This window comes from Pseudomonas sp. MF08817, assembly GCF_059862705.1.
Genome location: NZ_JCBCUY010000012.1, coordinates 1 through 12,975, shown reverse-complemented (window position 1 = coordinate 12,975; position 12,975 = coordinate 1). Strand labels below are relative to the sequence as shown.

The 12,975-nt window shown below is 60.6% G+C and carries 9 protein-coding genes and 1 pseudogene; 1 reads left to right on the top strand and 9 read right to left on the bottom strand.

Annotated features, from left to right (window positions below; all coding sequences use genetic code 11):
• Window positions 1-208: 208 nt before the first annotated feature.
• The 8 genes from AC19YR_RS09285 to AC19YR_RS09250 all read right to left on the bottom strand — a co-directional run bounded on the left by AC19YR_RS09285 (window position 209) and on the right by AC19YR_RS09250 (window position 11,670).
• A complete protein-coding gene (locus tag AC19YR_RS09285) occupies window positions 209-988 on the bottom strand; it encodes an ABC transporter substrate-binding protein (protein WP_500598131.1) in 780 nt (259 codons plus the stop codon).
• Between the two features lie 179 nt (window positions 989-1,167).
• A complete protein-coding gene (locus AC19YR_RS09280; protein ID WP_500598129.1) occupies window positions 1,168-5,808 on the bottom strand; it encodes an RHS repeat domain-containing protein in 4,641 nt (1,546 codons plus the stop codon).
• 229 nt (window positions 5,809-6,037) lie between these two features.
• On the bottom strand, window positions 6,038-7,009 hold the full coding sequence (locus tag AC19YR_RS09275; protein ID WP_500598128.1) for a hypothetical protein: 972 nt from the start codon (window positions 7,007-7,009) through the stop codon (window positions 6,038-6,040).
• A gap of 439 nt (window positions 7,010-7,448) precedes the next feature.
• On the bottom strand, window positions 7,449-7,898 hold the full coding sequence (moaE, locus tag AC19YR_RS09270; RefSeq protein ID WP_095106172.1) for a molybdopterin synthase catalytic subunit MoaE: 450 nt from the start codon (window positions 7,896-7,898) through the stop codon (window positions 7,449-7,451).
• A 1-nt stretch (window position 7,899) separates the two neighbouring features.
• Entirely contained in the window at window positions 7,900-8,145 is a 246-nt protein-coding gene (moaD, locus tag AC19YR_RS09265) for a molybdopterin converting factor subunit 1 (protein ID WP_500598125.1), read from the bottom strand.
• A complete protein-coding gene (moaC, locus tag AC19YR_RS09260; RefSeq protein ID WP_095106168.1) occupies window positions 8,142-8,615 on the bottom strand; it encodes a cyclic pyranopterin monophosphate synthase MoaC in 474 nt (157 codons plus the stop codon). Before moaC ends, moaD begins: the two co-directional genes overlap by 4 nt.
• A 229-nt stretch (window positions 8,616-8,844) precedes the next feature.
• Window positions 8,845-10,239 carry a PhoH family protein gene (locus tag AC19YR_RS09255; protein ID WP_095106166.1) on the bottom strand — a complete coding sequence of 465 codons (1,395 nt, stop codon included), beginning with the start codon at window positions 10,237-10,239 and terminating at the stop codon, window positions 8,845-8,847.
• A 327-nt stretch (window positions 10,240-10,566) separates the two neighbouring features.
• Window positions 10,567-11,670, bottom strand: a complete 1,104-nt coding sequence (locus AC19YR_RS09250; protein WP_500598228.1) for a polysaccharide deacetylase family protein — start codon at window positions 11,668-11,670, stop codon at window positions 10,567-10,569.
• A 169-nt stretch (window positions 11,671-11,839) separates the two neighbouring features.
• On the opposite strand from AC19YR_RS09250, the gene yaaA reads away from it, so the two are divergent.
• Window positions 11,840-12,619 carry a peroxide stress protein YaaA gene (yaaA, locus tag AC19YR_RS09245; RefSeq protein ID WP_500598122.1) on the top strand — a complete coding sequence of 260 codons (780 nt, stop codon included), beginning with the start codon at window positions 11,840-11,842 and terminating at the stop codon, window positions 12,617-12,619.
• Between the two features lie 236 nt (window positions 12,620-12,855).
• Here the strand turns inward: yaaA and AC19YR_RS09240 are convergent.
• Window positions 12,856-12,975, bottom strand: a pseudogene (locus AC19YR_RS09240) (IS30 family transposase); the annotation flags it as partial.

The following is a 12,975-nucleotide window of genomic DNA, read 5'->3' as shown; positions in this document are numbered from 1 at the left end:
CCCTGTGGGAGCGGGTGGCGACCCGACGAATGCATCGGATGTACTGGCGCTATTGCGGGCAAGCCCGCACCCACAGCTGAACTGTACTGTGGGTGGGATTTTCATTTTTCCTCTGTGGGAGCGAGCCTGCTCGCGATGGCGGCACTGAGTCGCGCTGACGAATAGCAGGGGGTAAGGCAGTTGCTCCCACAGGGAAGCGGCAGGCGTATCAATCGCCGTAGATATCGGACTTGAAGTATTTGGCCTGGATCTTCTGGTATTCGCCGCTGGCGCGGATACCGTCGATGGCCGAGTTCAGTTCGCTCACCAGGGCTTCGTTGCCCTTGCGCACGGCGATGCCGGCGCCTTCGCCCACGTATTTGGGGTCTTTGAGCTCCGGGCCGACAAAGGCAAAACCGGCGCCGTTGGGCGTGTTGAGGAAACCCTGCTCCAGCGGGATGGTGTCGGCGAACACGCCGTCCAAGCGCCCGGCGGCCAGGTCCATGAAAATTTCTTCGTTGCTGGTGTAGCGCACGATCTCGATGCCCTTGGCTTCCATCACTTCGGTGGCATAGCGGTCGGTGGTGGTGGCGCGCTGCACACCGATGCGCTTGCCCTTGAGGCTGGCGTACTGGTCGTCGACCACCGAGCCTTGCTTCATCGCCAGGCGTGAGGACGTGAAATAGTACTTGTGAGTGAAATTGACCGATTTCTTGCGCTCATCGGTGATCGTCATGGACGACAACGCCGCGTCGATTTTCTTCACTTTCAGCGACGGAATCAGGCCATCGAATTCGCCCTCGACCCATTGGCACTTGACTTGCATTTGCGCGCACAAGGCGTTGCCAATGTCGTAGTCAAACCCGGCGATTTCCCCTTTATCCGTCTTGTAGGCGAACGGTGGGTAAGCGGCCTCGATGCCGATGCGCAGGGTTTTCTCGGCGGCAAACAGGCCGCTGCTGGCCAGAAGGCTCAGGGCCAGGCCGGTAATCAGGGGGTGCTTTTTCATGGGTGTTCTCTCGAAGTGGGCGGAAGAGAGGCAGAGGGATGCAGCAACGACTTAATTTGTACTTATAAATCCATACTGGACTTTTACGTACACCTCGTCAATCGAACGTAAATACCTCCCACCACGGCCCCGGGTGAGGGCCATGCTGGAAGGTGCAAGCAAGGTCAGTGCCGACAGCGTCAGCCCGCGTAAATATCGCCCAACGACGACTGGCGAATCCGCTGCGCCTGCTTGCGGAACGCCTCGAAAAAGCGCTGGCTGTTGCCGAGGGTATCGGCGTGACGGTTTTCATTGCTGTCGCCTTGCAGCGAAGGCTGCTGGGGCGCCTCGTCCTTTGCATTACTGCCGGTGGGGTCACCATTGAGGCTATCAATCCGGCTCAGCGTGCTGCGAACGGTACCTACCGTGCTCAAGGCAAACTTGGTCACGCCCACTCCCCGGTTCACCCAGGTGGGCGCTTCTTGGCCAAGCGAGAGCGACCACCCGCTGTATTTCTGGACACCCGCCAACAACCCGACACTACCTGGCGAAAGCCGTCCCGGGGCCGCACCGGCCACCGCGTTGCTCGCCGCAGCCTGGGCAGCGGAGCGGCCCGCCAGAACGGCCCCGGCGGCGCCCAACGCGGTCGCGGCCAAGCCAAAGCCGAAGGAGGCCCAGCCCAGATTATTGACATGCTGCGATCGGTCCCAGCCCATCACCAGGTCCACGGCCTCGACACCCAGGCCGGCAATCCCCAGGGTGCCACCCACCAGGCCCAGGCTGCCCCCAACCAGGCCTAAGGCCGTCATCCCGGTCAACGTCACCGCGGCAGCACCCAATAGTGGTGCAACGGCAGCGCCCAGTGTGACCACCGACAGCACCAGCGAAGCCACGCCCAGTACCCATTTGAGCCACGTAGGCACCCAACCGCTGGGGTCATTGAGGTTGACCGGGTTGCAGTAGCAGTAGGCGTAGCTATTTCTACCGCCTTCGCCGAATGGGCTCATCGGGTCCGGCGAGAGGAAGATCATCAGTTCAGGGTCATAGCTACGCCGACCACCGCCCAGGTGATACAGGCCCGTGGCACCATCCAGGCGCTCGCCGTTGAACGCCGGATACTGGCGATCCACCAGGGCCTGGATCTGCGCGCCCTCGGTCGCTGCCGTGCCATAGCCATAAGGTAGGTAGTGCCGATGCTCCTGCGCCTGCCCTGCACGAAGCACCCCACGAATGCTGCCTGCGGCATCCAGCACCTGCAGCTGTGCAGCAGACTCGCCGCCCGTGCGGGCCAGCACCTGCTCTTCATTGCGCCGGAAACTCACCTTGAGCGCCCCCTGGGCCAACCCTTCCAGCCGCCCGCCGCCGTAACCCAAGTGGACCGGCGGCTCACCATCGATACTTTGGCTGACCTGCCGCGCATCGGCGTCATAGCGGTAGGCAAGGTTGGCGCCGGCGCTATGTACGCCAATCAGTTGTTCAAGCCCGTTGAACTCGTAGATGCGCCCCGCCGTACCGCGGACCAGGTTGCCCGATTCGTCATAACTCAAGCGCTCGTCCCGGGGCGGGTGGCTGTGGGTCAGGCGCGTCAGTTGGCCAGGGTCGGTGCCTTCGAAATAACGGGTACAGGTGTCCTCACTGCCATCGCGCAAGCGGGTGACCACTTGGGTGATGTTGTCGAGGCCATCATAGGTGAAGCTCTGGCTCGCCACTGGCCGCCCCAGGGCGTCCTTGGGGAACTGCGGCCCCTGGCACTGGTAAGCGCTCAAGCGCTGGTAACCGTCATAGGTGAAAGTCTCCTCGATCACAACCTGCCGGGCGGGATCGCGCAGGGTCCGCGATGCCAGTAACCCATTGGGCAGGTAAGTGCTGGAGATGGTTTGCAGCAACCCGCCATTGCGGATGAATTCACGCTCCTGCTCCCGGCCGAACGGGTCATGCTTGAGCGCCATCACCAGCCTTTCGCTGCCTTGGCGGGTTTCCACGTGGATGACACGGCCGAAATGGTCATAGCCCTGGGTCACCACCAACGAACCTGCGGTCATCGACAGCAAACGCCCCGCATGGTCATAGTCGAACTCGACGGCCTCACCAAAGTCGGACTGTTGTTGCACCAAGCGGCCCGAGGAGCCATAGCGGTAACCAAACGCGCGCGTTACGCCGTCACTGACCTGGGCGTCCGCCACGAGACGGCCATGGATGTCGTAATCGAGCTTATGCGCCCTGTCCGCTTCCTTGGAGCTGAGCAACAGCGCCGAAATGGGGTCGTACTCGAAAGTTCGGTCAGGGTGTTTTTCCAGAGTACTGCGCACCACCAGGCCCAAATGTGGATCGTAAGTGTGCCGATCCACGTGTCCACGAGGGGAGGTGCTGGAAGACGGTAGTAGCGAGCCAGGCCCGTATTGCCAATGGGTCGGTTTGCCAGAGCCTCGTTGCTGGGACTGCAATCGCCCCAGGTCATCAAACGCGCGGGTGGCCAGCGCAACCCCGTCGACTGTGATGCTCGCCACCCGCACCTCGCTGCTTCCCGGCGCGTAGCCCAACACCGTCTTGCGCTGGGCCTGGCCCCCAGGCGGCGTTTCAGCAATGAGGGCCACCCGGTCAAACAGGTCGTAGGTGAACTCGGTGCGTTTGCCGTTTTGATCGACCGTTCGCATTCGGCGCCCAAAACCATCGTACTCATGGGTGACCTTCGTCACCCGCTCGCCGGACGAACTCAAGTGCTCGACCCGCAGCGGCTGCCCAAAGTCATTGAAGTGGGTTTGCGTCAGGTCCAAGCCGTCGACCCCTTGTGTGCGCAGGTTCAGGCGCGGGTCGGACTCATCGATATGTACCGTGGCATCCGGTGCGGTCGTGCGGCTCAGTTGCCCCCAGCCGTTGTAGGCGAACTCGGTCACCAGGATGCGCACGTTGTTTTCATCGAGATAGTCGATCAGGGTTTGCCGGATTTTTTGCCCCAGGGCGTTGTAATCCAGGCGTTTGAGTACCTGTTCCTTCTGCTCGTCGCCGGTTCCGATCAACCGGGCGCAGGACACCTCCCGGCCATCGCCATCGTAGCGCGTGACAACGCTAACCCCCTTGGCGTTCGTGGCGGTCATCCGCGCCAGCAGCAAATTGCTCGCATTGGCATAGACGTAACTGCGCTGGGCTGCTGCGGCCGTACCCGGCGCCGAAACTTCTGAAACGAGGCGTCCAAGGGCATCGTAGGAAAACGCCAAGGTCGCCCCATCCTCCCCAGTCAGGGCAAGCATGCGCCGGGTACTGAGAGATAAGGTTTGCGAAGACTTGAGCCACTGATTTTCATCGCCACCCACGCGGCGGATCAGCTTGTTCTGTACCAGGCTGTCGCCTTCGAGGCTGTAGGTACATTGCATGGCGACGGACACCTTATCCTGGGTGGTCACGGACGCTTGCAGCCGACCATGCTCGCCCCACTGGCCCGGCGCGTTGTAATGGGTGAGGCGGGTCTGGACCCCTGTGCCGGTAGTGATTGAGGCGGGCAACACAAAAGCAAGGCCGTTGCTGGCGGCCAAGGCGTAGTAGGTGTAGTCGGTAGTCTTGGCCGCCGTCGTTGGGCCACCGGTAGGCGTCGCGGGAAGCTCCCTGGACTGTTTCAGGAAGCGCACGAACGCCCCGTGAGGCTCTGCCGGGCAGCGTTGTACGCCTTGGTCCATCGCCCCTGCGACCGGGTAGAAGTCGTATTCCCTGCGCAGCCCCGACGGCTCGACCCGAGTCAGCTCATTGCCATAGTCGTCGGTGGTGATTTCGGTCACCTCCTTGCGCCCGGCCTGATCGGCAAACAACCTGAAATGGCGGGTGGTACGCCGAGGCAGTTGGAGATTGGCTGGCTGCTCGGCGAAAAGCCGGCCCGGCACCGCGTTGTACTCAATCTCGCGCTCGGTGAGCGTGCCCGCGCAATCGGTGACCTCCCGGGTCAGGAGGTGAAACTTGTTGTACTCGGTGCGCACCACCTGCAGCACCTTATTGGCGTCGTCCCCTTCCTGGCTGCGGACCTCGGTCCAGTAGTCGTAGAGGCCCAGGACCAGGTACAGGTTATCTTCGCCGTCGACAAAACCACCGGAGAACGGGTAACCCGTGAAGTTTTGGGAAGCACTGTAACGGTACGTACGCTTCAACGAGGGTTGGCCAGCGCCAGGAAAGCGAGTCCAACTCTTGACCCGGGGCAGGAACGTGTTGTCCCGGTACTGATGGCCATTTTCCTCGTAGTCGATCCGCTCATCCCCCCCCATAGGGGACTTCACCCGCCTGATCGCCACCAGGCCGCTGCGCAAAGCCTCGTACTCAAACACATAGCTACCGGGCACCCCAGGCCCCATCGGCGCATGCGCCACATCGACGCGCACCAACTGTTCATTGAATTGTTCAAACCAGGTGCGGGCAAAACGCCCGCCTTCGATGCGGGCCTCCACTCCTGCCAACCGCCGGCCGGAATAGTGCAGCACCAGCAGGTCTTCCCCTTGCTGGTTGACGATTCGCTCCAGTGCACCTTGCGGATCGTAGCGAAAGTGCACGCGCTCACCGCTCTCGAACTGCACAGTACTGATGATGTACGGCCTCAGGCTGTTCTGACGGCGCAGGACCTCGACCGTGCCGTCCTTGTAGATCACGTGCAGGCTATCGACGTCCGGGCGTTTGACCACCAAATCTTTCAACTTGCGGTCCTTGAGCGCCATCACACCGCCCACGGACGGCATCCCGTGGGTCTGGAACTGCTCGCCCGTCAACAACGTCAGGCGGCGGGTGTTGAGATCGAACTCGGTATTACTCAGTCGCCAACCAATGCCATAACCATCGTTACGCGGGTTGTACATGGAAAACGACAAGTTGATATCGCGGCTGGCCTCGACCGGCCCTTCGGGTAAAGCGTGGTCAATCGTACCTGGCAGCCATATTGGCCAGTGCGAGGATCGACCTGACCATTCAAGTGGGCACTGAAATTGAAGGCGTTGGAATACACATTCATGGATGAATGTCTCCTCTTAACTCGGATTCAGGATGAAGTAACGGATACCGAGACGACAACTCGATATCCGTGAAAGTAGCGAAATTCAATCAACCGTGGTCGCGCAATACCAGAACATTCGATTCATCTTCAGAGCCCAGCAAGAAACTATGTTCCACACCGTAGTTATCCAAAATCCGCCAAACGACATCACGACCCTTGACAAGTCTCAAAAACATTCTCGCCCAAACACGAATCGCGCGCATTTGCGTCGGGTACTTATCAATCCGAAACGTTTTATTCTCATGACCCTTGACCGGACAAACATCAATCACCCGCAATGTAGTCACAGAAGAGTCTATATCGATCACGCCCCCCACCAGCATGGTGCTGTTCATTCGAAAGTCACTATAGAAGGGGCGCAACGCACGCCCTACGCCAGCGATATCGACTGCATTGTCGATCCCTAAGTTCTTGACCAGGCGCAAACCCGCCGGCAGGCTCCAATAGTAAACATCGATATCGAGAAAAACGGGGTTGGCCGACAAGGCATCATCTCGTTCAGCGACGAGTTGCGCGGCGCGCAGTTTTTCATAAGGCCGAGTGGGTTCGATAATCACCGATGAGCCAGCCCCCACGTTGTAGGTGGTGTATGTCTTGCCCGCCACCACTACCCGAGCCATGAAACGCTGGGCTTCGATCGCCACGCGCGCATCGACCCGCAAATAGCGCTCTACCACCTCGCCGCCGCCCGTAGTACCGGCCGATGAGGCAATTGGGGAACCACCCCGCAAGCCCGTATCGAACTCGTTCTTGGTGGTATCACACGACCATCCGGTTGGCAGTTTTTCATTTTCATTGGCCGAGTAACGAGTAATTGTGAGGCTGGCAAGCTCCTCGGGAGTCAGGGGTTCAGACTCTCCGACTTCCCATTCATCACGGATGAAGCGCCTTTCCTTATCGATAATTACTTCGACCTTACATTGATGCCGGCCGTTGGCATAAAGTGCCTTTGTCGAATCTCCCACACCGGGCAGTACAACTTTGAAGATATTGACAATATATTTATCAGCAGAAACCATATTCACTCTCCCTGTGTGCCTTGCGGCATGGTTCGCGCACTGATTGCAGACGTGTCAGTGAGCGCGCATAAATCTACAAGTTAAAATAACAACCAGAAGCACAAGTGACCCGCCATTACTGCCACAAGCAAACTTTAAGGCCTTTCCTCTAGCGTTAACTGAAGCGTATCAGAAAAACAAAAATAGTCACCTCAAGAGCAAGAGCAACAAGTTTCATTTTGTGAGATTAGAAAATCGAACAATATAGGTAACAGCACCGTTTCCTCGCGCAAAAGTACAAAGGATTAATCCAACACGCGAAATAGTACCCACAGCCATACGCCGAAGTAACGAGCCCCTACGGTTAAACTTTTAAGTAAATAGAATTTATTCCCAGCAGGCGAGATCAAGGCTATTAATCGCGCTTTACTCGATCACTGTCGCAACAAGTTGTACGAAGTTACTTCCAGCGATCCGCCGCCGCGTGGTCGCTGTCGCGGCCTTCGACCCAACGCGGGCCATCGGCGGTGGTTTCTTTCTTCCAGAACGGGGCGCGGGTTTTCAGGTAATCCATGACAAAGGCGCAGGCGTCGAATGCGGCCTGGCGGTGGGCGCTGGCGGCGGCGACGAAGACGATGGGCTCGCCCGGTTCCAGGGCACCAACGCGGTGCAGCACTTCAAGCTTGAGCAACGGCCAGCGCTGCTCGGCTTCACCCGCGATCTTAGCCAGGGCTTTTTCGGTCATGCCCGGGTAGTGCTCCAGGAACATCCCGGCCACGTCTTGGCCATCGTTGAAGTCGCGCACGTAGCCGACAAAACTCACCACCGCGCCCACACCGGCATTGGCCGCGTGCATCGCGTTGACTTCAGCGCCGGGGTCGAACGCCATGGGTTGCACGCGAATGGCCATCTCAGCCTCCGGTCACAGTGGGGAAAAACGCCACTTCATCGCCATCGGCCAGCGGTTCGTCGAGCTGGCACAGCTCTTCGTTGCGGGCGCACATCAGGTTTTGCTCACGCAGGACCTCGGCGCCGTCGCGCTGTGCCAACAACAGGCGCACGTCATTGACGGTGGTGAACTCGCCTTCGACGCTCAAAGCGTCCACGCCCAGCGCCTCACGGTAACGGGCAAAGAACTTGACGTTGATGGTTTTCATTGCGCATCCGCCTGGTAGTGGCCGCTCTTGCCGCCGAGTTTTTCCAGCAGGCGCACCGACTCGATGGTCATGCCTCGGTCCACGGCCTTGCACATATCGTAGATGGTCAGGGCCGCGACGCTGGCGGCGGTCAGGGCTTCCATTTCGACGCCGGTCTGGCCGGCGAGTTTGCAGCGGGCCACGATCAGCACCGCGTCGTCGCCCTGGGCGCTGAGCTCGACCTTGATGCTGGTCAGCAGCAGCGGGTGGCACAAAGGGATCAAGTCGCTGGTTTTCTTCGCCGCCTGAATGCCGGCGATGCGCGCCACGGCGAACACGTCACCCTTGGGGTGGCCGCCGCTGACGATCATGTTCAGGGTGTCGGGGAGCATGCGCACAAGCGCCTGGGCCACGGCTTCACGGGAGGTCACGGCCTTGTCGGTGACGTCGACCATGTTGGCGCGGCCTTGGGAATCGAGATGGGTCAGCACGGGGTTACTCCTTATCAGGAGGCCCGATTGTAAACCCGTGGGTCAGTTTCCCGCAGGGCTGATTGACCGGGTGGGTGCGACAGGACGCCGCTGCGGGGGTGAACACACGCTTGTGGCAGCCAAATACCTGTGGGAGCGGGCTCTGCCCGCGATGGCGGTCTACCAGCCAGTTGATGTACCGACTGGTGAGCCGCTATCGCGGGCGGGCCCGCTCCCACAGGGTTAGGGGTTAGAGGTGGCTCTCGGCGTATTCGGCCAGGATCGAGCGCGGCACCCCTTGCAGGGTGATGTGGACGCCGTTGGGGAAGTCCTTGAAGCGTTCGGTCAGGTAGGTCAGCCCCGAGCTGGTGGCCGACAGGTAAGGGGTATCGATCTGCGCCAGGTTGCCCAGGCACACCACTTTGGAACCGGCGCCGGCACGGGTGATGATGGTTTTCATCTGGTGCGGGGTGAGGTTCTGGCATTCATCGATCAGGATCAGGCTTTGCTGGAAACTGCGCCCACGGATGTAGTTGAGGGATTTGAACTGCAACGGCACCTTGCTGAGGATGTAGTCGACGCTGCCGTGGGTGTTCTCGTCGTCCATGTGCAGGGCTTCGAGGTTGTCGGTGATGGCGCCGAGCCAAGGCTCCATTTTTTCCGCCTCGGTGCCGGGCAGAAAGCCGATTTCCTGGTCCAGGCCCTGCACGCTGCGGGTGGCGATGATGCGCCGGTAACGCTTGCTGACCATGGTCTGCTCGATGGCCGCCGCCAGGGCCAGGATGGTTTTGCCGGAACCGGCCGCGCCGGACAGGTTGACCAGGTGGATGTCGGGGTCGAGCAAGGCATACAGCGCCAGGCTCTGGTAGATGTCTCGCGGTTTGAGACCCCAGGCCTCCTGGTGCAGCAGGGGCTCCTGGTGCAGGTCGAGGATCAGCAACTTATCGACCTGGATTTCCTTGATCCAGCCGACAAAACCCTGCTCGTCGATGATGAACTCGTTGATGTGCACCGCCGGCAGGTTGTCGATCAGTTGCACCTGGTGCCAGGTGCGGCCGTGGTCCTGGCGGGTTTCGACCTTGCTCACGCGGTCCCAGAAGGAGCCGGTCATGGTGTGGTAGCCATTGGGCAGCAGCGACACGTCGTCGACCAGTTGGTCGGTGCTGTAGTCTTCGGCCGCAATTCCGCAGGCGCGGGCCTTGAGGCGCATGTTGATGTCTTTGGTCACCAGCACCAGGGGCAGCGACTTGTCGCGGGCGTGCAGGTCCAGCAACTGGTTGATGATGATGTTGTCGTTCAGGTGCTCAGGCAGCACCAGGTTGGGCTCGGCGCGCTTGCTCATCAGGATCGACAGCAAGCCCTTGGGCCCGCTCTTGCCGCGCTGGATCGGCACACCCAGTTCGACGTCCTGGGGCGTGGCATCGCCCAGGGTCTTGTCGATCAGGCGGATCGCCTGGCGGCATTCGGCCGCGACGCTGTGATGGCCACTCTTGAGCTTGTCCAGCTCTTCAAGCACGGTCATCGGGATGGCCACGTGGTGTTCTTCAAAATTGAGCAGGGCGTTGGGGTCGTGAATCAATACGTTGGTATCGAGTACATAAAGGATTGGCTGGTTGGAGGAAGGTCTGCGTCCGTTATCATCCATACTCGGTCACCTTTTTGGGAGCCAGTCGACGCAATCGCTGCGCCTCGAAATGGCCGCCGAATTTCACCTGTGGGGACTCAAGTGAACCTGACACGTGTGGGTCTTGGAAGACGCCACCTGTGTTGCAGGTTTCGGCGGTCTGCCTTCGTAATACTCCAAAACCTGTGACAGGAAAAAGCACTTTGACGCTTTTTTGAAGTTTATTTTGCAGAGTGACCAATAGCCCTTGGCGCACCGCCATCAGGCAACTAGAGTCAATGGTTACGCCGTGGTCATTTGCCGCAGCCCATCGCCTCCAGCCCCAGCAAATACGGGGCTTGGCCCGTTTCAGCGAAACCCGTCCTGGCAATCCTCCCAACCGATGCCACTTTGCGCCGTTTGCGTGACCAACCAGGGCAACGCGGTCTTGGCGCCGTCCTGGCGCGCATTGAAGTTAATGACCCCGTGGCGCCACAGCAGCATCAGGGTCAGCACCCGGTCGGCGCTCTGCTGGGGGCTGAGGCGGCCGGAGGCGTCCTGCGGGTCGATGTCCCACAGCGCCACCTGCAAACCCTGGGCACGCAAGAACCCGCCGGCGTCGGCCCGGCGCTGGCCGTAGGGTGGGCGGAACAGCGGCACGAAGTTCTCCGGCAGTTTGTTTTTCACCAGGTCCACGCTGCGCTCGATGGAGTATTGCCAGTCCTGCCAATGGCTGTGGGAGCGGTACTCCCAGCCCTGCACCCCCACGCATTGGCGCGAGTACAGCGCCTGCAGCGAAGCCACCGAACCCTGGGCCAGGCGCGCCTGCACCTCGGCGCCGAGTACAAAGAAAATCGCGCTCAGGTTGGCCTTGCGCAGGTAATCGGCCAGCCACGCGGCGTTGTCGGGCTGCAGCGCCGCCGAGCTGTCGAAGGTGAGCAAAAACAAGCGGTCGTTGAGTTCATCGCCATTGCGTTCGTAGTCGCCAAAGCGCTCGATTTCGCTGCTGGTCTGCGGGAAGAGCGCGGCCTTGCGCAGTTGCTCGTCCAGGTAACGCTCATGGAAGCTGCGGCTGGGCTCGGCCCAGCGGGCGTAGAACGAGTCCTCGCCCAGGGCGAACTTGCCGGCCTGCTCGCGCAGGGTGTCCAGGTCCTGCACCCAATAGCAGAACGAGGCGTCCTGGTCGCAGCTTTGCTGGGCGAAGTTGTAATTGGCCAGCAGGCGCTGCCACATCCGCTCGCGCACCCGCTCGATGGCGTCGCGGTTGATCTGGCGCAGCCCCAGGCGTTGCTTGAGGGCGGTTTCGTCCAGGGCTTCGGAGGCCAGCAAGGCGCGGGCGAAGGTCAGGATCTCGGCCCGCGAGGCGACGTCGAACAGGGTCGGGCTGCTCAAGGGTTCGGGCCAGGTGCTGCGGTCCAGGGTCGCCACGTCACCGGGCGCGGCCAGCGCGCCGACGCTCAACAACCCAGCCATGAGAAAACACGCGATACGCAAGGGACTGCCTCCATAACAAAGCCCGCGCGGCACTATAGCCGATTCGCGGGTGCGCTCCCCGCTTGCTACGGCCAGGCTATGGCCGTCATAGGTGGAGTCAAAACGCCATAGCCCCTAGAATCGCCGCACGTTTACAGGAGACGACTTCATGCTGATGGTGATTTCCCCCGCCAAAACCCTCGACTATGAGACCCCGCCCGCCACGTCGCGCTTCACCTTGCCGCAGTACCTGGACCATTCCCAGGCATTGATCGAGCAGTTGCGCGAGCTGAGCCCGGCGCAGATCAGCCAGTTGATGCACGTTTCCGACAAAATCGGTGGCCTCAACGCCGCGCGCTTTGGCAGTTGGACGCCAGCCTTCACCCCAGACAACGCCAAACAGGCGCTGCTGGCGTTCAAGGGCGACGTCTACACCGGCATGCACGCCGAAGACTTCAGCCAAGCCGACTTCGACTACGCCCAACAACACTTGCGCCTGCTGTCCGGCCTCTACGGCCTGCTGCGCCCGCTGGACCTGATGCAACCCTATCGCCTGGAAATGGGCACCAAACTGGCCAACGCCCGGGGCAAGGACCTGTATGCGTTCTGGGGCACGCGCATCAGCGAATGGCTCAATGAGGCCCTGGCCGAACAGGGTGACGACGTGCTGCTCAACCTGGCCTCCAACGAATACTTCTCGGCGGTCAAGCGCAGCGCCCTCAACGCGCGCGTCATCAACACCGAGTTCAAGGACCTGAAAAACGGCCAGTACAAGATCATCAGTTTCTACGCGAAAAAGGCCCGGGGCCTGATGAGCCGCTTCGTCATCCAGGAACGCATCAACGACCCCGCCGCCCTCAAGCACTTCGACGCCCAGGGCTACCGCTTCAGCGCCGAACAGTCCAAGCCCGACAGCCTGGTGTTCCTGCGCGATCACGCGCCCCAGTAACAGCCCATACAAATCCCTGTGGGAGCGAGCCTGCTCGCGATGGCCAAGTGTCCTTCACCCAGGCAACCATCGCGGGCGAGCGGAGCGCCGCCCGGCCCGCTCCCACACAGGCCGTCTCCATACAACCTTGTCCTACAAAACCCGTTGTTCTCACCTTGCCCTACACGCCTCTCAGAAAAAAATTGCAAAATATTTCGTAGTGGCACGTGACTTTTTTATCGATAGTGGCCCTGAATTCAACACATAAGTGCAACGCTCACCCCTGCATAAACTTCGTACGGCGTCTTCCAGCCCAGGCGTTTTCGCGGGCGTAAATTGATCTTCGTTACCACGCGACTGACCGCCTCGACGGTCAG